Source organism: Rheinheimera gaetbuli, assembly GCF_054781935.1.
On record NZ_BAAGTL010000002.1, the window covers coordinates 47,616 to 70,847 of the forward strand.

Annotated in this window: 26 protein-coding genes and 1 pseudogene; 13 read left to right on the forward strand and 14 right to left on the reverse strand. The window is 46.4% G+C overall.

Annotated elements, in window-relative coordinates; genetic code table 11:
- Positions 1-35: 35 nt before the first annotated feature.
- From ACYVIC_RS03430 to ACYVIC_RS03440, 3 genes are all read right to left on the reverse strand, one after another.
- Entirely contained in the window at positions 36-329 is a 294-nt protein-coding gene (locus tag ACYVIC_RS03430) for an addiction module antidote protein (RefSeq protein WP_460857296.1), read from the reverse strand.
- 38 nt (positions 330-367) lie between these two features.
- The gene (locus ACYVIC_RS03435) at positions 368-682 is read right to left on the reverse strand and encodes a helix-turn-helix transcriptional regulator (protein ID WP_460857298.1); all 315 of its coding nucleotides are present in this window, start codon (positions 680-682) and stop codon (positions 368-370) included.
- Between the two features lie 66 nt (positions 683-748).
- The gene (locus ACYVIC_RS03440; RefSeq protein WP_460857300.1) at positions 749-1,027 is read right to left on the reverse strand and encodes a hypothetical protein; all 279 of its coding nucleotides are present in this window, start codon (positions 1,025-1,027) and stop codon (positions 749-751) included.
- A 258-nt stretch (positions 1,028-1,285) separates the two neighbouring features.
- Here ACYVIC_RS03440 and ACYVIC_RS03445 point away from each other — a divergent pair, with 258 nt between their 5' ends.
- Positions 1,286-2,044 (forward strand): alpha/beta hydrolase, encoded by a 759-nt coding sequence (locus ACYVIC_RS03445; RefSeq protein WP_460857301.1) that lies wholly within the window; start codon positions 1,286-1,288, stop codon positions 2,042-2,044.
- A 28-nt stretch (positions 2,045-2,072) separates the two neighbouring features.
- Here ACYVIC_RS03445 and ACYVIC_RS03450 read toward each other — a convergent pair.
- The 5 genes and pseudogenes from ACYVIC_RS03450 to ACYVIC_RS03470 all read right to left on the reverse strand — a co-directional run bounded on the left by ACYVIC_RS03450 (position 2,073) and on the right by ACYVIC_RS03470 (position 8,707).
- Positions 2,073-2,303: pseudogene (locus tag ACYVIC_RS03450) on the reverse strand (DUF6500 family protein).
- Entirely contained in the window at positions 2,288-2,887 is a 600-nt protein-coding gene (locus ACYVIC_RS03455) for a dienelactone hydrolase family protein (RefSeq protein ID WP_460857303.1), read from the reverse strand. Before ACYVIC_RS03455 ends, ACYVIC_RS03450 begins: the two are co-directional and overlap by 16 nt.
- 60 nt (positions 2,888-2,947) lie before the next feature.
- Positions 2,948-5,500, reverse strand: coding sequence for a TonB-dependent receptor (locus ACYVIC_RS03460; protein ID WP_460857305.1), 2,553 nt, complete (start codon positions 5,498-5,500; stop codon positions 2,948-2,950).
- A 63-nt stretch (positions 5,501-5,563) separates the two neighbouring features.
- The gene (locus tag ACYVIC_RS03465; RefSeq protein WP_460857307.1) at positions 5,564-8,056 is read right to left on the reverse strand and encodes a bifunctional diguanylate cyclase/phosphodiesterase; all 2,493 of its coding nucleotides are present in this window, start codon (positions 8,054-8,056) and stop codon (positions 5,564-5,566) included.
- Positions 8,057-8,263: 207 nt separating this feature from the next.
- A complete protein-coding gene (locus tag ACYVIC_RS03470) occupies positions 8,264-8,707 on the reverse strand; it encodes a cache domain-containing protein (protein WP_460857309.1) in 444 nt (147 codons plus the stop codon).
- Between the two features lie 376 nt (positions 8,708-9,083).
- Between ACYVIC_RS03470 and ACYVIC_RS03475 the strand changes: the two genes are divergently transcribed.
- Complete coding sequence (locus ACYVIC_RS03475) at positions 9,084-9,704, forward strand: SOUL family heme-binding protein (RefSeq protein ID WP_460857310.1); 621 nt, start codon at positions 9,084-9,086, stop codon at positions 9,702-9,704.
- A gap of 111 nt (positions 9,705-9,815) precedes the next feature.
- Here the strand turns inward: ACYVIC_RS03475 and ACYVIC_RS03480 are convergent, their stop codons facing one another.
- On the reverse strand, positions 9,816-10,694 hold the full coding sequence (locus tag ACYVIC_RS03480; protein ID WP_460857314.1) for a lysostaphin resistance A-like protein: 879 nt from the start codon (positions 10,692-10,694) through the stop codon (positions 9,816-9,818).
- Between the two features lie 55 nt (positions 10,695-10,749).
- Entirely contained in the window at positions 10,750-12,489 is a 1,740-nt protein-coding gene (gene ggt, locus ACYVIC_RS03485; protein WP_460857316.1) for a gamma-glutamyltransferase, read from the reverse strand.
- A gap of 142 nt (positions 12,490-12,631) precedes the next feature.
- Between ggt and ACYVIC_RS03490 the strand changes: the two genes are divergently transcribed.
- The 3 genes from ACYVIC_RS03490 to ACYVIC_RS03500 all read left to right on the forward strand — a co-directional run bounded on the left by ACYVIC_RS03490 (position 12,632) and on the right by ACYVIC_RS03500 (position 14,294).
- The gene (locus ACYVIC_RS03490; RefSeq protein ID WP_460857318.1) at positions 12,632-13,465 is read left to right on the forward strand and encodes an AraC family transcriptional regulator; all 834 of its coding nucleotides are present in this window, start codon (positions 12,632-12,634) and stop codon (positions 13,463-13,465) included.
- A gap of 355 nt (positions 13,466-13,820) precedes the next feature.
- Positions 13,821-13,991 carry a hypothetical protein gene (locus ACYVIC_RS03495; protein WP_460857320.1) on the forward strand — a complete coding sequence of 57 codons (171 nt, stop codon included), beginning with the start codon at positions 13,821-13,823 and terminating at the stop codon, positions 13,989-13,991.
- Between the two features lie 90 nt (positions 13,992-14,081).
- The gene (locus tag ACYVIC_RS03500) at positions 14,082-14,294 is read left to right on the forward strand and encodes a hypothetical protein (RefSeq protein ID WP_460857322.1); all 213 of its coding nucleotides are present in this window, start codon (positions 14,082-14,084) and stop codon (positions 14,292-14,294) included.
- A 27-nt stretch (positions 14,295-14,321) separates the two neighbouring features.
- On the opposite strand, the gene ACYVIC_RS03505 is transcribed toward ACYVIC_RS03500, so the two are convergent.
- Together ACYVIC_RS03505 and ACYVIC_RS03510 are read right to left on the reverse strand one after the other, a co-directional pair.
- Positions 14,322-14,891, reverse strand: a complete 570-nt coding sequence (locus ACYVIC_RS03505; RefSeq protein WP_460857324.1) for a dienelactone hydrolase family protein — start codon at positions 14,889-14,891, stop codon at positions 14,322-14,324.
- A gap of 105 nt (positions 14,892-14,996) precedes the next feature.
- Positions 14,997-15,527, reverse strand: coding sequence for a hypothetical protein (locus ACYVIC_RS03510; RefSeq protein WP_460857326.1), 531 nt, complete (start codon positions 15,525-15,527; stop codon positions 14,997-14,999).
- 201 nt (positions 15,528-15,728) lie between these two features.
- Here ACYVIC_RS03510 and ACYVIC_RS03515 point away from each other — a divergent pair, with 201 nt between their 5' ends.
- The 3 genes from ACYVIC_RS03515 to acuI all read left to right on the forward strand — a co-directional run bounded on the left by ACYVIC_RS03515 (position 15,729) and on the right by acuI (position 17,713).
- Positions 15,729-15,869: a hypothetical protein gene (locus tag ACYVIC_RS03515; protein WP_460857327.1), complete on the forward strand. Its 141-nt coding sequence runs from the start codon at positions 15,729-15,731 to the stop codon at positions 15,867-15,869.
- A 181-nt stretch (positions 15,870-16,050) separates the two neighbouring features.
- Positions 16,051-16,683 (forward strand): acrylate utilization transcriptional regulator AcuR, encoded by a 633-nt coding sequence (acuR, locus tag ACYVIC_RS03520; protein WP_460857329.1) that lies wholly within the window; start codon positions 16,051-16,053, stop codon positions 16,681-16,683.
- Positions 16,684-16,726: 43 nt separating this feature from the next.
- The gene (acuI, locus tag ACYVIC_RS03525) at positions 16,727-17,713 is read left to right on the forward strand and encodes an acrylyl-CoA reductase (NADPH) (RefSeq protein ID WP_460857330.1); all 987 of its coding nucleotides are present in this window, start codon (positions 16,727-16,729) and stop codon (positions 17,711-17,713) included.
- 152 nt (positions 17,714-17,865) lie between these two features.
- Here the strand turns inward: acuI and ACYVIC_RS03530 are convergent, their stop codons facing one another.
- Positions 17,866-18,642 (reverse strand): hypothetical protein, encoded by a 777-nt coding sequence (locus tag ACYVIC_RS03530; protein WP_460857331.1) that lies wholly within the window; start codon positions 18,640-18,642, stop codon positions 17,866-17,868.
- Positions 18,643-18,960: 318 nt separating this feature from the next.
- On the opposite strand from ACYVIC_RS03530, the gene ACYVIC_RS03535 reads away from it, so the two are divergent.
- From ACYVIC_RS03535 to ACYVIC_RS03545, 3 genes are all read left to right on the forward strand, one after another.
- On the forward strand, positions 18,961-19,146 hold the full coding sequence (locus ACYVIC_RS03535; protein WP_460857333.1) for a hypothetical protein: 186 nt from the start codon (positions 18,961-18,963) through the stop codon (positions 19,144-19,146).
- A 340-nt stretch (positions 19,147-19,486) separates the two neighbouring features.
- Positions 19,487-20,092 carry a type 1 glutamine amidotransferase domain-containing protein gene (locus ACYVIC_RS03540; protein WP_460857566.1) on the forward strand — a complete coding sequence of 202 codons (606 nt, stop codon included), beginning with the start codon at positions 19,487-19,489 and terminating at the stop codon, positions 20,090-20,092.
- A 104-nt stretch (positions 20,093-20,196) separates the two neighbouring features.
- Entirely contained in the window at positions 20,197-20,847 is a 651-nt protein-coding gene (locus ACYVIC_RS03545; RefSeq protein ID WP_460857334.1) for a cupin domain-containing protein, read from the forward strand.
- Positions 20,848-20,986: 139 nt separating this feature from the next.
- Here the strand turns inward: ACYVIC_RS03545 and ACYVIC_RS03550 are convergent, their stop codons facing one another.
- Entirely contained in the window at positions 20,987-21,541 is a 555-nt protein-coding gene (locus ACYVIC_RS03550; protein ID WP_460857335.1) for a TetR/AcrR family transcriptional regulator, read from the reverse strand.
- 177 nt (positions 21,542-21,718) lie between these two features.
- On the opposite strand from ACYVIC_RS03550, the gene ACYVIC_RS03555 reads away from it, so the two are divergent.
- Positions 21,719-22,129 carry a TDT family transporter gene (locus ACYVIC_RS03555; RefSeq protein ID WP_460857337.1) on the forward strand — a complete coding sequence of 137 codons (411 nt, stop codon included), beginning with the start codon at positions 21,719-21,721 and terminating at the stop codon, positions 22,127-22,129.
- 299 nt (positions 22,130-22,428) lie between these two features.
- Entirely contained in the window at positions 22,429-23,151 is a 723-nt protein-coding gene (locus tag ACYVIC_RS03560) for a substrate-binding periplasmic protein (RefSeq protein WP_460857339.1), read from the forward strand.
- Positions 23,152-23,232 lie beyond the last annotated feature (81 nt).

The following is a 23,232-nucleotide window of genomic DNA, read 5'->3' on the forward strand; positions in this document are numbered from 1 at the left end:
TTCAACCCCTTTTTCACTTTTTCACGACCCCTTTTTCAACTAATTGTTTGCACAGTAATTTGCAGCCACAGCGCTTTGGCTACCTTGGCAACAGTAGCAAAGGTTGGGTTACCGTCCGGGGAAAAAGCTTTATACAAACCTTCGCGGCTGATGCCGGTATCGCGCGCCAGTTGGCTCATATTTTTCGCTTTGGCAATTACACCTAACGCATGCACAATAAACGCCGGATCGTCACCCGCTTCTTCAATACAGGCTTCGAGATAAAACTGAATATCTTCGTCAGTTTTTAAATGCTCTGCACTGTCCCAGCGCATGGTTTTAATAGCCATAACCTACACCTCTGCCCATATCGTTTGACTACAGCAGCTTACGCCACTGATTTACTGATATTCTGCGCAACAACATAGGCTTTGTACTGGGCGTCAATTTTAAAAAACACCTCTACCGGCGCGTTATAAACCCGCTTTATCTTGGTTGCCAGGTCAATGCTTAACTCACTTTCGCCGTTGATAAAACGGGTAATGGTGGATTTGGCTACATTAAGATCACGGGCTGCGTCGGCTGCAGTCAGGTTTTTGCGCTGCAGATAGCGTTTAAAATGTGCGCCGGCGGCTTTTGGCGGGCCAATCAGGCCCATCTCACGCAGGTTTTCACTGCTTAGCAATTCAGTATTGTTTGTCATTTCAAATATTACCATAACGTTGAAACGCGCGTTGAAATTACACGGCTAACCTTATGCAGACATAGCTTAGTCATAGCGAATAACCTCTATCATCAGCATGTCTCCACCCTCGCTTTCGCCCAACAATCCCGCTACCACAAACTGAAAATTTTCCTTTATCGACACACTGAAACTGTTGCCCTCTATCACCATGTCGTCTAATAAGATTTCCTTGGCTTCCTGCAGTGACATCGCATTGACCAGAATATCAATCACGTCAGTTACCTCCTCCCTGGCAAGTGATGGCAGGCTGCCAATTGCTGCGGTTGTGCTGGCTTCTTTTCCTGGCTTAATAACTACCTGCAATAAACACCTCCCTGTTGATCATTACACAGCGATGCCATCATTCTAGACGCAAGTTGCGCAACCCGCAACTCAGTCTACTAATCTGTGCGGTATAATTAGTTGCTGCTGATAACCCTTTTTTAAACGCCTTTGACGCCAGGTTGATAAGCTCATTCGCATCGGGTGTGTTTATAGCAGTGGCACTGTTGACGGCCGTTTGCTTTAACCCCGCTATCCGCTAAGCTGCTTTACACCCTTTCATCTGGTGCCGGATTTAGCATGCGTATGCTGTTTACTCTGACAGGCTATGTGCTGGCGGGTTATTGCCTGCTGTGTTTACTGTTGTATTTGCTGCAGCGGCAGTTAATTTATTTCCCTGTGCCGGCCCAGTTGCCACCAACCGAGCCGCTGTTGCTGCAACAAGCCGATGCCACTGTGCTGGTAAGCCAAAAGCCGCGCGAAACCAGCCAGGCACTGCTGTATTTTGGCGGCAATGCCGAGGATGTCAGTGTGTCTTTGCCGGAATTTGCCGCGGTATTTCCTAACCATGCGGTTTATTTAATGCACTATCGCGGTTATGGCGGCAGTTCCGGCAAGCCCTCAGAGCAGGCATTGGTAGCCGATGCGCTGGCGCTTTATGACCAGCTGCACAGCAAACACAGTGATGTTACGGTAATTGGCCGCAGCTTAGGCTCTGGTGTAGCGGTGCAACTGGCGGCACAGCGTAAGGTAGCGCAGCTGGTGTTAATTACCCCGTTTGACAGCCTGAGCGCCCTGGCGCAGCGGCAGTTTCCGCTATTTCCGGTTAAGTGGTTGCTAAAAGATACTTATAACTCTGTCGCCTATGCGCCAGCCATTAACAGCCCCACTCTACTGTTACTGGCAGAACAAGATGAAATTATCGGCCGTGCCCACAGCGAGGCGCTGTACCGCGCCTTTGCGCCCGGTATCGCCAAGCTGAAAAGCTACTGCGGCAGCCATAACAGCGAATTGCCTGCCAGCCAGCTTGCCGCCTGGCTTGCCGCTGTAACATTCTGATGCAAGATCCTGATAGAAAATTATGATGCTACAGATGCTGTTGCAGCCCATCCAGCACCAGCTGTTTTATCTTCAGCGCTTTTTCAAAATGATCCAGCCGGTGGGTTTGGATCCATCAGGTTGCCGCTTCCATTAATAGCGCCGGGTCGTCGTTTTTGTTGGCAAAAAAAGCGTAAAATGACACGCCGACGCTCTCGCCTTTGGCGAGGATTTTCTTGTCACAAACGGCAATAATCTTTTGTCTTAATACATCGCGCATAGTGCGGTCGTTCCTGTGGTTACAAAGTTATTAAGCTTAACCAGATAGTGCTGATAAGCAGCTTCATTAAACGCCTTTGATGCCGGATTGATAAAACCATGCGCGTACGTTGTACTAACAGCGCTTACGCCCGGCTTTTGTTGTAGCTGAGTGCAGATCTCCGCTACGGCAAAATGTGGCTCGCTGTGGCCAAAGCTAACCTGCGTCGGTATTTGCGGTGTCAGCGTTAAATGCTGATGAATTTGGCCGGGGTAAAACAGTATCGCTTGTTTAAGCTGCTTGCTGTCAATATTAGCTAAAGCGCACCACAGCGCGCTGGCACCGGCGCTAAAACCGATGGCCAGATCAAAGGGCTGGGGGTTGTTTTGCAGTATCTGCGCTGCGATAGCAGCATAAGCATCATGGCCGCACTGTGCACTATAAGCCGTATACGCCTGAGCCTCATCGGCAAACTGCCGGCATGTCCCGTGGTAAAGGTCGATAACCTGAACGACTGCTCCAGCTTGGTTTAAATCAGCCAGCAAACGGTTTATACCTGGACATAAACCGAAGATATCGCTTAACACTACTGCACGCGTTGTCAATTTGACCACTTTGGCGTAATACCGCTACAACCCCGAACTGACAAACCAGCTGCTGAAATGTTAAAAGAAGGTCATTTCGAATGTTAACCCCCATGTCCTGGTCATGCCTGGATACGCCGCTACCATTTCATTATTCTTAACGACACTAGAAAAATAATATTCGTCCGACAAATTTTTTATCCACAAATACGCGCGCCAATCCCCTTTGCTGCTTTCGACGCCTAACCTTGCATTTGCAATAAAATAATCTGGTTGCGTAAAGCGACTATCGTACTCATAAGGCTCTGCTGGAATGAATACTTCTACCGGGCTGCCAATAAAATCTGCCACTGGGTTGGTTTGACTGACATTAGCTTTAAAATCAGCATTAAACTCACTACTAAAGGCACCTTCAACAGCAGCAAACATGCTGTATTCTTGCTGCAAATTCCATTCATATTTTGCTAACAGATTAGCTTGATAGCTTGATGTAAAGGGTAAGGGGGAGCCAGTAAAATCCAGCGACTGGCCCAGCTGGTTAAAGCCATTACCGCGGGTTACTTCTGAGTCAATATAACTGGCTGTAGCGCCAATAAATAACCTGCTTGTTGCAAACCATTGCAGGTCCAACTCCAGGCCCCGGATATAAGATTCGTCAATATTACCCAGGGTAAAAGCCGTTCTAAATACCGGAATGGTTTTTTTGGTCAGCAGTTGCTTGTCTTTATAATCGTAGTAAAAAGCGGCGAGGTTAAGTTGCGCGGTATTCTCTGCCAGCGAGGCTTTAATACCCAATTCAAAGGCGTCTAACTGCTCTTGCACAACCGGATCGAGTTGGTTAGCCACAATCGCGGCTAAAGACGGGTAACTGCCGGCTTTAAAGCCGCGATTGTACGAAGCATAAACAGATATAGTGGGCGACCATTGGTAATTTGCGGCAAAACGCCATGACAGAGAGTCTTCTTTTAATGAGTCGGCTATGCTACCGACTCGTTGGCCTGGCAGCCCAAAGTCTATAACAGTCACGCATCCTTTAACAGCGCCGCCAGAATCGTTTCCGCCGAAAAAAAACTGGTTAAATAACGCCAATCCTGCGCCGTCTATGTCTTCTGTACAACCATCGTATTTGGCAACATCATACGAATAGCGCAAGCCAAAGGTGTAGGTTAACGCGTCATTGTAATGCCAATCAACACTGGTGAATGCCGAACGTGTTGATGTGTCCTGCACCACAACATTACGTAATTTATTAAAGCCAAAGCCCAGTGCTGGCAATATATTAACGTTTGTCGCTAAACCCCAATCCTGCGTTGTACGGTAGTCTACTGTGCTGTTGCTTAAATAAACGCCGGCAATCCAGACATGGCTTGGCAGCTCTTTTATAAACCTGAATTCTTGTGAGAATGAGTCAATTTCACCCTGCTGAAAAACATAGTCTGATGTGACATATTCCCCATCTTGTATAAAAGCGTAATCTCCATGTAAATGGCCTTCGTAGAAATCTTGATATACCCCATTAAAAACAGTGTCTAACGAGCCACCGGTTAAATTCCGAATATATCCTGCGGTAACGCCAGCGGCGCCGCCCCTTTCGTATTCAGAACCATTGTCTTCAAATCGATGCAAACCGGTTAATGACACAAGGCGCAAGGTGTCCGAATACACATGCTGTACATTTAGCGATAATGAATACATGTTATGTGCAAGTGCGGGTTTTCTATCTGCGGTCCAATCTGCTGCGCGAATGTCACGGCGATTTCCGGGGAAAAACTGTGGGTTTGCAACAGGATCGAGTATCGGGCCAAAAATATCAAAAGAGCCATTAATCGCATTGCCCGCTTTTGCTGCTATATATTCTATGGCTTGAGGCGCAAGTGTTTCTGAGCGATCGCGGTTGTAATTCACCGCAATGTGCGCAGTGGTTTTGCTGTTAACTGTCCAGTCGAAGCTCACTCTGGCAGCAAGCCGGTCTTTTTCACCCAGCTGATCATCTCTGGATACGCTTTGTTGCCAGCCTTCGCCGGAATAAATTGCCCGTATTGCTGCACGTGCATTTAAATTTTCCTTTAATGCACCAGTAACAAAGCCCTCGGTACTAATCGATTGAAAACTGCCGACACTGGCAATAACACCGCTTTCAAAACTCTCGGCAGGTTTAGCGGCAATATAATTAATCGCACCGGCGGTAGCGTTACGACCAAACAGGGTACCTTGTGGTCCTTTTAAAATTTCCACTCTGGCCAGGTCAAGGTTCGCGGCTTTGGTCATAATAGGAAATGGAATGGTAATCTCATCAATATAGATACCGACTGTAGAGGTTGCCTGAGCGCTTGATTCGTTAAAGCCAACACCTCTTAACGTATATACCGGTGGTCCAAAAGCAGTATCGCTATAATTAAAGCCCGGTACTACCATTGCCAGATCGGTAGTATCTTCAATACCTAATTCTTGTAACTGCTTATCATTAAAGGCAGATATGGCCATCGGAATTTCATTGATAGATTGGCTACGTTTTTGCGCGGTAACTTCAATAACTTCAATTTTGGAAATATCACTTTGTGCTTCAGCATTAGCTGTTGCAGCTGCAAACAACACAAGCAGCACAAGCGGGTGCAGATTAAACTTTGCCATCATACACAACATCCAATCCTATTTGTTTATTGGCAATTGTAGCCGATAACAAACGTTGTCTGCGCACTAATCACAACGAACATTGCAAGATTGATATTTAGCGACTAAGTCGGTGTAGGCAAGTGGCTTATCAAAATAGTAACCCTGAATAAGGTCACAATTAAATTGCCTAAGCCTTTCAAGTTGTGCCTTAGTTTCAACGCCCTCTGCCACCACGGTAAAGTCGCAAAAGTCACCTATGGCGATGATCGTTTTTACTAGTGATTCACTCTGGTGATTCGTCAGAAACTTATCTATGAAAGTACGATCAATTTTTATTTCGTTGATTGGCAGGTTACTTAAGTAGCTTAACGAAGAGTAACCGGTACCAAAATCATCTAACGACAATTTAAAATTGTTCTCTCTAAGCGCAAGCAGAATAGGCAGCACTACTGATAAATCGGTAATAAGAACATTCTCGGTGATTTCCAGGGTGATAAATTGCCGATCAAATGCGATATCGTCACTAGCCTGCACCACACTCTCAACAAAGTTAGGCTCCAGTAATTGTTTTGGCGAAATATTGATAGAAAGGTTCAGTTTAAAGGCGTTATTGATGTTAAAAGCATTGATATCGAACAGTGCTTTATAAATTACATAATCGCCTAACTCATTAATTGTACCGCTATTTTCTGCGATGGGGATAAATTCAGCGGGCGATACAAACCCCAACTTTTTGCTATGCCAACGCGCAAGCGCCTCAACACCAACAATGTTTCCGGTTTTCACACAAATTTGCGGCTGATATAAAATGCTAATCTCTTCATTTAACAGTGCCGTTCGCAATTCAGTTTCTATCGCAAAACTTCTCTTTACGGCTTCGTCGACACGACCATTAAAAAACAATGACCTTCCTTTCGCCGTCGATTTTGACTTATATAACGCAATGTCTGCTTTGCTAATTAACTGTTCGGCTTCAGTACCATCTTTAGGGTAAACTGATACACCAATACTACAGGTAGAATAAAATGATTTACCTGCCACTTCAAATTTCTGTTGAAAAATTGACAGTATTTCTCTAACTTTATTTTCTGCCTCACCTAAGTCTGCAATGTCAGGGCAGCAGAAAATAAATTCATCCCCTCCAAATCGAGCAACAGAATCTTTTTCACTCTTAACTTTGTGAAATAACTCGCCCATCCGCTTTAAAAATTGATCACCTATTGAATGCCCGTAAGAGTCGTTTATTTTTTTAAAATCATCAAGATCAACAAAGATCACAGCCAACAAGCTGTTATTTTTTCGAGACAGATTAATCCCCTGAAAAATGTGATCTTCTAGTAACACCCTGTTAGGTAATCTGGTTAATGAATCATGCAAGGCCTGATACTGCATCTGCACTTTTACTTTATTTAATTCATAAAAATCATTGTTAATTTTTTCTTCATAGTCCATAAAGCTCTTTGAAAGCCTTTTCGTGAAATACAATGAAATAATAATAAACGACATTGCAACAAGTACACTCAACCACAACAACTCAATTAATTGCTGTCTGTTTTCTTGTAGCATTTCTGATTCACGTTTATTGAGAGGGGCTTCAATTTCGCTTTCATAGAACCCCATGCCTAACGCCCATTCCCACTCTGGGATACCTCTAATAAAGCTCGTTTTATTCTCTGACTTGCTGGTTGATGGCTTACTGTAGCTAACAAAACCTCCGCCTTGTTGTGCTGTCGAAATTATCGTTATTCCCGCTTCCCGTATCAGCGGATCTTTATGGTTGTATAAATCGCCATCTTGAAAATTTTCATCAAAATGCGCCAACACAATGCCATTGTAATCAAACAAAAAAGCGTAACCATGCTCACCAAACCTTATATTCGAGATGTTATCTATAACCGTATTTTTAATGTCATTTTCTACATCAACAATGTACTCTCCAGTACCAATAAACCAGTCGTATGGTTCGAAGTGTTTACCAAAGCCAATTTTTTTAAACTCTACATCCTTATTTTCTGGCTTCACAAACCACCAGGTGTAATAAGTTTCACCATTATTTTTAGCTAAACTGCCCATGTCACGAACAATGTAATTTCCTCTGACATCCTGCAAACCAATCTGTTGAGTCCCTTCCATAGACGGAATAACAGGATGCATAATGCTTTCGCCATTTGTCTTATAGATAAAAAAATAACCACGGCCGTTATTAAAACGAATGTCGCGCAAGGCTGATTTAATTAGCTTTGTAACAACCTGCTCAGATTTATCGCTGTTTTCATTGAATATATTCATTGCTATTGCATGAGCATTGTATATTTGATGCTTTATATCTTCTTTTAAAATAAATTCCGTTCTGCTTTTTTCGTAATCTATTTGTTGCACAAGCTGTTCAACCTGTGCTTTTACCATGCTTTTTCTTGATGAAATGAAATCGTCACGAAGAGTTTTTAAATCGTTTTCCAGCTTTATCTGATTATTATCGACGACAATAAATATGAACATGACAGCAAACGCTGTCACTAGCAGCGGTGGCACAATATTAAGTAAACGTAAAAGTTTTACGTTATGCGCAATTTTCATAAATAACGCCTGTCAACTTGCACGAAATAGTGCCATTTATAACTGATTTACTCGCGAGTTTTGCATCAGTTTTTATCTATATCAATGAGTATTCACTATTATTGCACTGTGTTCCAGTTTGCCTGACGGATCCTCAGATATTTCGTCATAAACGCCGGTTTAATGTAATAAAAGGCCTCTAAATCAATGGTAATCAATTGGGTAAACTCATGTGGTTTTCGGCTTTTCGCAAGTATTAAGATCAATTATGCAAGCGTTTGATGGGTCATTCAATCGCAAAAATGAGGTAGCCGGAGCGATGTGAAACTGGCCTTGCTTTACACCAAAGCTTTTATTGGCACTGCGATAAAACGGCAAGGTAAGTTCTTGCAAGCCTGCACGGTCTTGCTCGGCAAAACGTGCCTGTATAACGGGGGACTTAGCAAAGCTTTCTGATAACGCGGTGGCTAAACGTCCTTCTGAGGCAATTTCTGACAATACAGCATTATACAATTGACCGAGTTCACGCAGTTCTGCGGTTTTAGACATCTTTTGCAGTGTATTAAGTGATGAATATGCCAGCACGCCTGTTATTAACAGCACCAGAATAGTCACTATACTGATCAGTACATTCGTCATCTTAAACTGCTGCAACGCATTAAGTAGTTTCATATAAGTCCTGTTAATTACAACGTGTTTTGCTCAGCAAACCCGCTAACATAGGGTTAGCGACCTTGCAGGCACTGAATCCGGCTGCACAAACGTCAGTCGTATTGTTATGTCTGAAAATATCAATGGAAAATTGGTATCGATAACGGCCAAAAGCCACACTTGGCAATACCAGTTTAAAAGTAGCAGCAATTAGCAAAAAGTGCTTGTTGTGCCAGTCGTTTAATACCACACGGCCTTAACGGTTCAATGGCGGATTAATGATATAACTAAAGTTAAATTTATCTTAGTCATTTACAAGCCCTTTGATTCAGCATTGCACTTTTATCTGTTAGCGGCCGTATAAGCCGTAAAGCTGCTAACGATTAGAGGAACTACCGTGAAAGTATTATTGCCATTGTTTACTGCGTTATTAACTGCCGGTTGTTCGGTGTTTGGCCAGAGTAATGTTGAAACAGCGCCCTATACCCTGCTTAAAGCCGATATCAGCCAGAATATTGAGGTACGTAACTATGACAGCATGGTGTTGGTATCAACCGATATGTCAGGCGATGGCCGCAACAGTGCCTTTCGAAAGTTATTCCGCTATATCGGTGGTGAAAATGACGGCGCAGTCGCTATAGCCATGACGGCGCCGGTGATCATGGACAACAACAGCAAAGGCGAAAAAATTGCCATGACAGCGCCGGTGTTTATGAGTAACCGCCCCGGGGACTCGATGATGTCTTTTGTGATGCCAAAAGACTTTACCCTGCAAACCACACCCAAACCGACTAACCCGGATTTAGTGGTTACTGAGGTTAAAGATTACAAAGTGGCCGCCATTCAGTTTAGCGGCACGCTAAGCCAAGGCAACGTGGCCAAACACACCGAATTATTGCAAGCCTGGCTTAACACGAATGGCTATACCGTGAAAGGCCAGCCGATAGAAGCAGGCTATAACGGCCCGCTCACCCTGCCCATGCTCAGGCGCAATGAAGTGTTAATTGAAATAGACTAACCATGGTCCCAAAGTAAAACCCACAATAAACGCTAAATAAATCGGTTGCTATGTGTCGCTGAACGACGCTGTCTTCGTTTTAGTAAAAATGTCAGCACAAGGTCCAGTTAATTATTGGCCAAGGCGCACCGCGGCTGATGGATAGAGCCGCTGATTTTTTTTCGCCAACCATAGTAAAGCCCCTACCGAGATAATTACCATAACTATGGTAACAACGGAGTCTTCCGGCCCTACCACGCCGCCGGTTAGCCAGTTTGGCCCATGGTACACACTTTGCAATGGCGCCATAGCTTGCCAGTCGTCCAGGCCGGATAACGGTAAACCGGTTAGCACTATAGTGAAGTTCCAGGCGGCATGATGCGCCGCGACTACCCAGACATTACGCACGTAAACATACATCACTGTCCACATTGCGCCCAGTAAGGTACCGGATATCACGGTAATAACTAACGCCTGCGCATCCATTTGGTCATTAAGATTAGCGATATGCAGCAGCGAGAAAATCAGCGATTGCAGCCATAACGCCGTTACCGTGCCCCATTGGCTTTCCAGTGCCTGAAACAGTACAGCCCGAAAAACAATTTCTTCAATTACAGCCGCCACCAGGATTACCAAGGCTATATCCAGTAACCCGCTTTGCCAGCCACGGTAAGCGGTTACTTCGTAAACCCCGCCGGCAAATAATAGCGCAGATACCAATACAATCATCGCTGCACCGGCCAATAAGCCTAGGGCTACGCCAGTAAACTTAAAGTGTAACTCGGTAACAGGCCTTTTTTCGCTGTAGCGCACATATAAACCGTAGGCCAACAGCATAACCAGCAAGATCCCCACCCGGCGCAGCAGCGCGGTAGCGGGCTCATCCAGCTGAAACAGCCATTGTAACGCCGGTAGCATTAGCCAACGGTAGGCCGCCACCGCCAGCGCTATAATAGTGATAGCCAGCAACAGCTTAACCACAACGGCTTTAATTGGATTGATAACAGGCAACCACGACTCCTTAACCCTACTGAGAAACATCGTTTAACGCATTAAGCCAGACTTTTTAGTGCGCCGCAGCGACGCCATCCCGTCTGGAGTCTGAGCCGGCAACATAGCCTTTGTCTAATTTCATGACGGCCTGGCCACCACCAAATACCAAGCCGGTGTTATTGCCATGAAAAAAGCCTTGTGCGGTGGCCATAATCGGGTTTTGCGCGGCATGCCCCAGCGCATGTAACTTATCAACGGTGCTTTGCGGGATGGCTTGCTCAAAACTGACGTTATTGTCCTCCCAGTGCCGGAACCTTGGCGCATCGATGGCTTGCTGCACATCCATATCAAACAGCACCATGTTCAGTAGCATCTGCACATGTGCTTGCGGCTGCTGCGCCCCGCCGACAATACCAAAACTTAACCAGGGTTGTTGTTTGCCCTGGGCGTCGGCTTTGGTAACAAAGCCCGGAATGATGGTATGAAACGGTCGTCTGCCCGGCGCCACGGTATTGGCCCGGTTTGGCTGCACTGACAGCCCCACGCCACGGTTTTGCAGCGCAAAGCCGGTACCCGGCACCACTATACCTGAGCCAAAAGGCCCAGCTAAGCTGTTAATAAAAGACACCATATTACCGTCTTTGTCCGCCACGCTTAAATAGGTGGTATCGCTGGTTGTCAGCGAAGGCTCAGGAGCGGTGCGTGCCATCGCCTTGTCAGCATTGATAAGCGCGCGACGCTTGGCAATCAGCTGATCTGACAATAATTGCTCTGGTGTTATGCTCATAAACTCAGGGTCACCAACAAAGTGCTCCAGATCTGCATAGGCCAGTTTTTTCGCTTCAATCAGATGATGCAGATAATCGGCCGAATTGTGCTGCATAGCAGCTAAATCATAAGGTTCTAATATTTTCAGCATTGCTAAAGCCGCAACACCCTGGCCATTGGGTGGTAATTCCCACAGGCGATACTCTTTAAACGACACCGACATTGGCTCTACCCACTGGGCACTATAGTTGGCAAAATCACTTTGTGTTAAAAACCCACCTAATTCTTGCACTCTGGCTGCAATTTTCTGCCCCAGTTCACCGCCATAAAGCAGCTGTGGGCCGTGCTGTGCAATACGCTTTAGCGTGTTGGCATAATCCGGATTGTAAAACCATTCACCGGCTTTGGGTGTGCGGGTCTGGTCAATTAAAAAGGTGGCACGTGCACCTGAATCCCAATTGATTTTGCTTTCAAATAGCCCCCATTCAGTCGCAGTGGCTTTTGATACCGGAAACCCCTGCTCTGCCAGTGCAATAGCCGGTGCCAGTGCTTGCGCTAAAGTCAGGGTGCCATGTGCTTCTAACAGCCGGGCCCAGCCTGATAGTGCGCCTGGCAAGGTAATAGATTGCGGGCCGTCATCCGGCACCCGCCTGCGGTCCTTCATTGTGTCGAATGTCATCAAGGCACCTGCATGTCCGCTGCCATTAATACCAACCAGCCGCTGTTCTTGCTCCAACCACAACATGGCGAACATGTCACCGCCAATACCGGTCATATAGGGCTCAACCACACTCAGCACCGCAGCCGCAGTAACCGCTGCATCAACCGCATTACCACCATTTTTAAGTACGGTTAAACCGGCCTGACTGGCTAAAGGCTGACTAGTCGCCACCACACCATTGGGCGCATACACCGCCTTTTCCAGAAACTGTTCGACGGGTGAGCCAAGCCCGGCCCGAAATGAAAAACCTGCCACCACGGCAGATATCGCCACCAATACGATGATCGCCAGCGTCCACAGCAAAAACCGTTTGATCCCATGCATCTTATGTTGTCTTCCTCGGGTTTTAACCACACCAAATTTTTTGTCAGCATATATAAGCCACTGAGCATAGTGCGCTATAGTAGCGCAGCCAACCGACAGGTTCTTGAACGATATTGCGGTTAAATGCAGGAGTAGCGCAAGGATGGGCAACAAGCAGAGTCTGCTAAACAGTCAGCCAAAAAGTTGGGTAAAGCGCGCCGCTGGTGAAACCGAACGCATTGAAGCTTGCTTTAGCGGCCTGGCTTATGCGCCACATAGCCATGATACTTACACCCTGGCGTTAACCACACTTGGCGTGCAAAGCTTTAATTATCGTGGCGAACTGCGTCACTCTCTACCAGGCGAGGTGGTGATATTGCACCCCGACGAGACCCACGACGGCCAGGCCGGCACCGACAGCCCTTTTGCTTACCGGGCGATCAGCATCAACCCTGTTGAGGTTCAAAATATTCTGCAAGGTGCCAGCCTGCCGTTTTTGCCCGGCGGTGTAAGCCGGGATCCGCGCTTTGTGCGTATTGCCAGCCAGCTGCTATCGGAATTCAATCGCCCACTGCAAACATTAGAGCAGCAAGACCTTATTTATGCGTTTGCCAGCAGTTTACAACAGGTTAGCGGCAACAGTGTTAAACATACTCAGGCCAACTACGCGGCGATAAAACGCGTGCGCGAATATATTGACGATATCATCACTATCGATTGCGCCATGTCTCACGACATTACCTTGGATGAACTGGCTGTTATTGCACAATACAGTAAGTGGCAAGTCGCCCGCGATTTTAGATCTCTTTATGGCACAACACCTTACCGCTACATAACGCTAAAGCGGTTACAAAAAGCCAAAGCATTAATCGAGCGCGGCCAGCCATTGGCGCAAGTCGCTTTTAGCAGTGGCTTTGCTGATCAAAGCCATCTGACCCGGCATTTTAAACTGTGTTTTGGCACCACACCCAAAGTGTGGGTAAAATTAAATCAATGACACCTCATATAATACGTAGTAGCAGGGCAAAACACATAATCAACCCGACGAGCATGTGAAATGAAAACGCAGCAGCGTCTTCATCAACCGTTTCGCTATTTCTACCATTCATTGCCACGCTTATAGACAAACTACGACCCTAATCCACTCAGTATTGCTTCTGACTTTTAAGGTAAATCCCAGGGGCAAGAAAGACGTTACATTTCCAATTAGGCACGCTGTTACCTTTGCAGCGTTTAAACTGCCTATTCCATACTACCATTTCAAATGTGGCGTTTATGACTGTTGGGTAAGCGTGCTAAACCCTGTAACTACCAGCGGTCTAAATCAATTTTTATTAATTAAGGAGCACAAAATGGCAATTATCAATTGGGCTACTACTAAATACGAAGGCCTCGGCAAAGACGGCAAAGGGCATGTGTCAACGCAATCGGGCGCCCTGAAAGACCAACCTTACGGCGTTAATACCCGGTTTGAAGACCAAGCTGTTAAAGTGCGACGTTACCTTAGACATTACCTCGTTTGAGGGTAATTAACTAAGGCATAGGCTTTAACCCACAGCGCCCGTTTTTGTAAGCATGTAACGGGCCTTATTAAGCAGAATCAGAGGCACAAAATGACATCAGAGCAAACAGAAGAGTCACACAGTTTTATGCACTATGCGGCGCTGAAAACCGCCATCGTTAATGGTGAAGAACAGTTGCTGAAAGAGTTACTGGCCAACCAAAGCATGCAACCGCTGGAAAAAGGCTACCTGCTTGATTTAGCTAAGCTAAGCAACAACGGCACTATTATAGCACTGCTGGAAGCCGCGCCTGAAACGGCCTGACTGTGGGCGGTTCGTAACAATAAACATTCATGCCACAATGGCTTGTAATACCGCCAGATACTGCTGACAACCAGCCGCATTAAAAGCTTTTGATACCGGGTTCATAAAGCCATGCGCGAACCCTGTACTTATGCTCGTGACAGCAGACTTTTGTTGTAGTTGAGTGCAGATATCCGTTACATCAAAATGCGGTTCGCTATGGCCAAATATTACCTGCGTTGGCACTTTAGGGCTAAGTATAATGTGGTTATGAATTTGTCCCGGATAAAATAAAACTGCCTGCTTTACCACGCTCGCATCTACTTTCGCTAAGGCGCGCCATAGTGCTGTAGCGCCAGCGCTAAAACCGATAGCAAGATCAATTGGCTGCACATTATTTTGCAGCGCCTGCGTGGCGATAGCGGCATATGCATCATGGCCGCACTGTGCACCATAAGCCGTATACGCCTGAGCCTCATCGGCAAGCTGCATGCGTGTCCCTTGGTAAGGGTCGAGAACCTGAACAACAGCACCAGCCTGGTTTAAATCGGCCAGCAGCCGCTCAAGGCCGGCACATAAACCAAAAATATCGCTTAGTACCAGTACATGCGTTGCCACTTTTACTCCTTAAATTAATACAGTCAGGCTATCAGATCTCGCCTGATAGACCCAACGAACGACTTATTTAAGCTTCTTTGCTGTTTTCGCTCTAGCGCCAGGTATTTAGCGGTTGCTGTAGGTTTTATTTGCCTCAAAAGCTTCCAGCTCCAGCGGCGAGTTATCATAGCCGTAGTTAACTAAATCGGCAAAGTGCTGGGTAATCACCTGCTTTAAGCTGGCACGCTCTATTTGCAGCACATGCACCAGTTCGTGTGCCAGTTTAGGCGTATTGAGCGGATAGTCTTTTCTGACATAAATCGAGTAACCAAATACCTGAGCGTTGTTAATTATGCCATCGCCAATAAAACCGGTGGCTTCACCGACGAATTTCAACACAAGGTTGTCATAAGGAAATGGCACCGCATCGACATACACCAGCCTGACCTTTTCAGGGCTTTTAATGCCGATCTCTCTGGCAAGAGCCAACTGTGCTTCGTTAAGCGGCTCGCCCACTTTTACACCAGCCGCTTCAGTTTCGCTGGCCCAGTCGATATATTGCGGCAAAATAACTGATGAAATAATGTTTTGATGAAATACGATTACTGCGCCGACAAGCGCCAGCAAAAACGCCAGGGCTATGGTTATTTTTTTCATACAACTTACCGTTCGATCTGTTAATGGCGCTTATTATGCTTACCAAACTACTCACTGTCGAAGAAATCTAATACCACAGCATATTTAGCCGTGAGACATTGAAGCGCAGCTTAGCATTGTGTCATGTGTCATGTGTCATTTGCTTTAGCACGGCTATCCGCTAAGCTGCTTTACACCCTTTAAGCTAGAGCCGGATAAACCATGCGTATGCTGCTTACGCTAACAGGCTATGTGTTGGCGGGCTATTGCCTGCTGTGCGTATTATTGTATTTGCTACAGCGGCAGTTAATTTATTACCCGGTAGCAGCGCAGTTGCCGCCAACCGAGCCGCTGTTGCTATAACAAGCCGATGCCACTGTATTGGCAAGCCATCAGAACCAGCACTGGTCGTCGATGCACTATGATATGCGCAGGTGCCCACACTGAAAATCTCTGCAGGGCAGCCCTGCTAATATTCATTGGCGCTGGTGCGCATCGACCTTTGTCTAATTTGTCTTTATAGACGATCGGTCTATTATTAGCCATGACTACATTACACACCACGACTCGCAGAGGCAGACCGCCAAAATTAGCAGCACAACAGCGGGATATCCGCGCAGAGCTTATTAGAAGCGGGCTTGAGCATTTAACCGAAATCGGTTTTACCGCCTCGGGCTTAGACAAAATTCTGAAAAACGTCGGAGTGCCTAAAGGCTCGTTTTATTTTTACTTTAACAGTAAAGAAGCCTTTGGCCATGCCGTGCTTGAAAGCTACGCCAACTACTTTGCCAACAAGCTTGATAGCTGCTTGCTGGATAATCACTTTTCACCGCTGCATCGGATACGTAATTTTATTGAAGATGCCAAGCAAGGCATTGCCAGGCATCAATTTAAACGCGGCTGTTTGTTGGGCAACTTAGGCCAGGAAGTGGATGTATTACCCGAAAGTTTTCGCCCGGTGCTGATAGCCATTTTTCAAAGCTGGCAGCAGCGTATTGCCGCTTGTCTGCGCGAAGCACAACTGGCCGGTGAGTTATCAGCCGACGCAGACTGCGATGCGTTAGCGGAGTTTTTCTGGATTGGCTGGGAGGGCGCAGTAAGCCGGTCAAGGCTTGAGCAAAGCACGCAGCCGCTGGATAGGTATGCAGAACGTTTTATACAGGGCTTAGCCGGGTAATTTTTTATTAATAAATAGACAACTGGTCTATTTAGGAGGCGATATGTTTAAAGGCGTATTAATAGAGAAAAACGAGGGCGGTTATCGTGCTGCACTGAAAGATTTAGACGATGCTGTACTGATGGACGGCGATACGCTGATTAAAGTGGCTTACAGCACGCTAAATTATAAAGATGCGCTGGCGATTAGCGGTAAATCGCCGGTAGTGCGCAAATTCCCTATGATCCCTGGCATTGATTTAGCCGGCACGGTAATAAGCTGTGCCTCGGGCAAGTTTACCCCCGGTGACGAAGTACTGCTAAACGGCTTTGGTGTCGGCGAAACGCACTGTGGCGGCCTGGCGCAACAGGCACAACTTAACAGTGACTGGTTAATTGCGCTGCCCAAGGGGTTGTCGGCTAAACAGGCGATGGCGATTGGCACCGCGGGCTACACCGCTATGCTGTGTGTGATGGCATTAGAGAAACACAGTGTAGTACCGGACTCTGGCGAAATATTGGTTACCGGTGCCAATGGCGGCGTGGGCAGTTACGCTATCGCGATACTGGCCAAGCTGGGCTACCGCGTTGTCGCCGCCACCGCCAGGGTGGCAGAAGCTGAGTATTTAAACGCCCTTGGCGCCAACGAGATTATTGACCGACATACACTTTGTGAGCCGGGGCGGCCACTGGCCAAAGAGCGTTGGGCCGGTGTAATTGATTCAGTAGGCAGCCATACTTTGGTCAATGCCTGTGCCAGCACCAAATATGGCGGCATTGTTGCCGCTTGTGGCTTAGCACAAGGTATGGATTTACCAGGTACAGTAGCGCCGTTTATCTTGCGCGGTATCACCTTAGCTGGCATAGATAGCGTAATGCGTCCACTTAACGATCGCATCGAGGCATGGGATAGATTGGCTAAGGTATTAGATAGCATCACGCTGGAACAGATAGCCACCGAGATAAGTTTATCGCAGGTGTGTGATACCGCCCAGCGTTTGCTTGAAGGCAAAGTGCGCGGCCGCATAGTGGTTAATGTTAATCCGCTTTGAGATGATTATTTAAATTAAGTGGGCGCAGTTTCAACGTTGATTTAGCAGTGTATTTTAATCGTTAACAGCCGTATACGCTGAAATGCTGTTAACGACTAAGGAGCTGCCGTGAAAGTACTATTGCCCGTGTTTAACCACCCATTTTATCTAATTTAGAACCATGACTTAAACAAAGTTTTATCTGCTTCTGCTGGCCTTGCAGCTGCGGCGCTTTCTTCATTAGTTGGTTCTAACGTTGATAAATACCAGTCGGTTAGCTTTAACATTTCTTCGTATTCTTCCAGCGCTCTGTGAATTTCAGTATTGTCTAATGATTCCGCTGTGCCAGATGCTATAACGCTCTGTAAATTTTCAAGCCTATCTGCAAGGTTTTCACTTAAAACCTTCTGGTAAACTTCTTGGTTATCAGAACCTTGGTCATCTTCATGTTCGCTGAAACTTGCGTTACTCAGTCGAATCGCTGACGCTGATTCATGCAGCGCTTGCTGAATTTCTACATTGTTTAACGTTGCCGGATTGCCAGATGAAATCACACTTTTTAAAACGTCAAACCTATCTACAAGGTTTTCATTTAAAACTCTTTGGTAAGCCACTTGCCTTAAGTAATCTTGATTAACTGACTTTGCGGTCAAACTTATGTCATCGGGAGGATTAACCGGGGCTGACAAAGACACAATGCCCTGATTACCGCCTACAGCCATAGAGAATAGAATGAGTGAATTGACTATATAATAAATCACGCGCTCGATAAGTTTCATCTGCTCTGCCAGAAAGACAACTAAACCTATCAGAAAGCTTAATGCCAGAGCGGTAATAGCTGCTTTTAGCTCAAAATGCAAATTTAGCGTATTGGCAACAAGCAATATGGCGGTAGACGCAATGCCTGGTGTCATCATAGATTTTGGATTAATAAACTCTGCTGCACTCATTATTCTCTCCTTCGAATGTTATTATTTTTAGATAGTCGGCTTATTCAGTTCATTTTCGGATTTGCGCTCTGTCGTCTACTCAACAACGCGAGTGTTAATATGCCCTGCTAGTTTCCATCTTCATCTATTGCGTTAATCCGCTCGCCTTCAACTAATACAACCAAAGCAATACTGTCATTTCAGTGCAGAATAAAACCAACCAACAGCTGATTAAAAATTGATATTGACAATATCCAGTCAAACTTTGCCTATGCTTTGCACTTTTATCTGTTACAGGCCCTACAAGCCCTAAAGCTGCTAACGATTAAAGGATCTGCCGTGAGAGTAATATTGCCCGTGTTTGCCGGGTTGTTAAGTGCTGGTTGTTCGGTTTTTGGCCAGACCAATTTTGAAACCGCGCCCTATACCCTACTTAAAGCCGACAGCAGCCAGAACATTGAAGTATTTAATCTGACAGGCTATGTGCTTGTAAGGGTGAAGTTATTCTGCCAGCCAGGCTGTTGAGGTAAATAGTAATACCAAGCAGTTGATATGAGAATTTGCAGCTGATGAGACTGTGGTGAACTCATCACTGTAGCCCCCCTAGATGAGGATGCTCTAAGAGCCAAACAAAAAAAACTACCTACCGATAGGTATTGACAACCTCAAACAAGCGCTTTATAGTCTCACCTACCTTCAGATAGGTAGATTAGTGAAGGGGAAGACCTTCACGTAACAGTAATTAACACAGAGGTAATGAGCAATGAAAGCAACAGGCAATCAACAAAAACGCGTTTTATTAGTCATGTCATCAGTTGATGAAATGGGCATCAGCGGCAAGCAAACAGGCACCTAGTTTCACGAACTGGCTGCGCCGTATTACATCCTGACTGAAGCAGGCTATGAAGTGGTGTTTGCCTCACCGGCCGGCGGCGAAGCACCGATTGATTTATTGAGCATGAAAGTGCCATTTACCACCGAGTACACAGCACGTTTCTTACAAGACCCGGTAGCGTTGTTTGCCGCCAAACATACCCGCAAACTGCGCAACATCGATTACAGCACCTATGACGCGGTGTTTTTCCCAGGCGGTTACGGCCTGCTTTGGGACTTAGCGGCAGATTCATTTGCGCTGAAGTTAATCCGTGATTTCTACGAAGCGGGCCGTCCAATTGCCATGGTGTGTCATGCACCAGCAATTTTACGTGATGTGAAGAAATCAGATGGTGAATACCTGGTGAAAGGTGTCAGCCTCACCGGTTTCAAAAACGCTGAAGATATGGAAGTAGAACTGCTGCACCACCTGCTGTTCTCACTGGAAGATGAGTTAAAAGGCCGTGGCGCGAACTACATCGCCAAAGCAAACTGGGAGCCAAACGTGGTGGTAGATGGTGCATTGATGACAGGTCAAAGCCCGGCGTCAACTGAACCCTTGGCTGTAGCATTGGCTGAGCGCTTAAAGCCTAATTAAATACGAAAGGATGACCAAGCCGGCTTGGTCATCCGTAAGCTTAGAAGTCAAAGTGCGGGTCGAATGTGACTGAATGATAATGATGTGCGGTAAAAGGAGTGTTTATGTTGAATATGCAGATGGCGGAACGGGTTGTGATCAACACAGCCAGCCAACCTTGGTTGCCAAGCCCGATGCCGGGTGTGTGGCGTAAACCGTTAGCGCGCGCAGCTGCTGAATCAGGTCATGCGACCAGCCTGGTGCGTTATGATGCTGGTGCAGGATTTCCATCCCATCTGCATACCGGGGGGGAAGAAATCTATGTGCTGGATGGTGTCTTCAGTGACGAAACGGGTAATTATCCTGCTGGCAGCTACTTAAGAAACCCACCGGGCAGTCGCCATCAGCCTTACAGCGGACAAGGCTGTACTATTTTTGTTAAGCTGCATCAGTTTGCGGCGAACGATAGTGCCACAGTACGTATCCAAAGTGAGAACGCGTTATGGTCGCTGGGTCAGGGCCGCTTGCAAGTGTTGCCCTTGCATGCGTTTGGCTCGGAACATACGGCGTTAGTGCGCTGGCCTGCCGGTGAACGCTTTGTGCCACATCGACATCTTGGTGGTGAAGAAATTCTGGTGATATCCGGCACGTTTCACGACGAACATGGCGTGTATCCAGCTGGAACTTGGTTGCGAAATCCGCATTTGAGTGTACACCACCCCTATGTTGAGGAAGAGACACTCATTCTGGTCAAAGTGGGGCATTTAGAGGCGTAACCGCTACAAGTGGCAACGCTTAAGTACCGCCGATGCAGTAACGCAGATACTACATCGGCGATGACATGAAGGTTTGAAATCTCCAGCCACGTTTGATACTTTTCAATCTGTTACTACCAGCTACTGCTGTTCTGGAAATCTAAGCGAGGAATGCTGTCAGATTTGCATTCACTTCCTCAAATACCGCATTGTCGTTTAATACTTTGGCCATCAATAACGCCCCTTCCAAGCTCGCCAGTAAACCCGCAGCGCGTTGCCCTGCTACTTGCGGCGTCAAGCCTGCTACTTCAAACACATGTAGGCGTAACCACTGTAAATTCTGTACAAAAAATTGCTCGGTCGCGGCACGGATCGGCTCAGGTAACACTTCCGATTCACTGGCCAGTTGGCCGCATAAACACATTTTTTGATCACAAAGTAACGATTGTCGGAACAAATCGATGTAAGCATCGAGTCGGGCAGCCGCATTGTCATGCTCGACGAGGACTTGCGCCAATCTTTGCACAAAACGTTCGGTATACCGCGCGGCCACCGCCACCCCTAAATCTGCTTTGGTTGGGAAATGGTAGTGAATACTGGCACTTTTGATACCGATCTCTTTGGAGATCTCGCGAAAACTAAAGGAGTTATAGCCACCGGCGCGCACTTGCAGTTCTGCAAGGTCAAGAATTTTGTCCACTGTTGAGTTGGTCATGATGTGGTCCCGTCGAAAAAATTCAGCAAAAGGCCAGCATATCATTGCTGGCTGACATGGCAACATTGTACGCCGACTATCTACCTAAAGATAGGCATTGAAAAAAGGATCGTCTCACCACATTTATTATCTACAGGTAGGTATACGTTTGTCCGCAAGGGTCGAAGGCGGTATGCAATGCAACCCCAAGAACACTACGCCAGCATTTACCTTCCTGGCGTTGCACAAAATTTGCAAGGTATTCAAATTGCGCCGGCGGTAGTCAGTGGTTTGGCATATCTGATGCTGGAGCCCGACTCTGCCAATTTACTGATAAAAATGCTGCCAGGCTATGGCTGCTATCAAATATTGATCGCTTTCAGATTACTGCCATGGACGTTCAACTCTGGTTTGCATATGGGGTACTGGGCCTTTAGTTTTGGCGTTATTGCTTGTGCACAGATCGCTGTATTGTTGGCTCTTATTGCGCCTGCAAAGCATCTCTGGCAGTTTTTATCGGTATTGATGTTTGCTCTGGCGAATGTCGTGGTAGTCATGCTGCTGGGGCTATCTTTACTCCTGACATTGCGCGGGAAATTAATCGGTTAGCACTTCAGAGGGCAAAACCTTCAACCCATTTCAAACGTTTAAATTGGGTGTAGTAGCATGGCCTGTTTGAATAGAATCGGCGACATTGCCAGCTGATAGAAGCAGGCTTCAACGGCCCGCTTACCTTGCCAATGCTCAGGCGCAATGATGCGTTAATTGAAATAGAATACCCATTGTAGAAAATCGCCACACCCAGCGGAAAAATTAAGTATGCTTTATGGATGTCAGAATGAGAGCCGCATTGGTTTATGAGAACCACACACCCGGCAACCATTTGTTGTTAGTACTTTGGCGGCTCTATGCGTAAAGCGTTGATATTAATTGCCAGCTTGCTGTGGCCTTGTGCAGCTGCTGCCGAAACCGGATCAGCCGTTTCTCTGCGCCTTTACACTGAAGAATATCCACCCTGGAACTTCACTCACGATGGGGAAGTAACCGGGCTTAACACTGAACTCATTCAGCTACTATTGAATAAACTTGGCTTTTACGGACAATTTGAAATTGTCCCCTGGGGTAGAGCTCAGCTTTTTACGCAAACTCAAGCAGATAGCTGCTTCTTTTCTGCCGTTAGAACGCTAGAACGCGAAACGCTATATCAGTGGGTTGGCCCGTTAAGCACAGAGTATGTCCAGCTATTTTCAATCAATCCGACACAGCCCAAATTTAATCAATTGTCAGACGCGGCAAAACTGCGCATCGGCGGGCAAACCGCTGACGCCTTCACCGACTATGGCGTCAGTAAGGGCTTGAAGGTCCAACGTATAGCCGAGATCCCGGTGAATTTATCAATGTTGCAGTTACAGCGCATTGACCTTTGGCTTGCCGGCTCAATCGGTGGCCCCTACATTGCAGCAGAAAAAGGCATTCTTATATACCCTGTGGCAACCAGTGCCGATGCGTTTGAATTGTGGCTAGCCTGTAGCCTGGAACTGCCAGAACAAGTAGTGCATCAACTGAATAACGCACTGCAACTTAGCAAACAGGACGGCACTTTAGACGAGATACTGCAACGCTATCGTTAATCTGCATATAGCGTTTAACTGCATTAATGAACATAAGATTAAAAACACATTAAAAGAATCTTGAGAGCTGAACTGCAGATA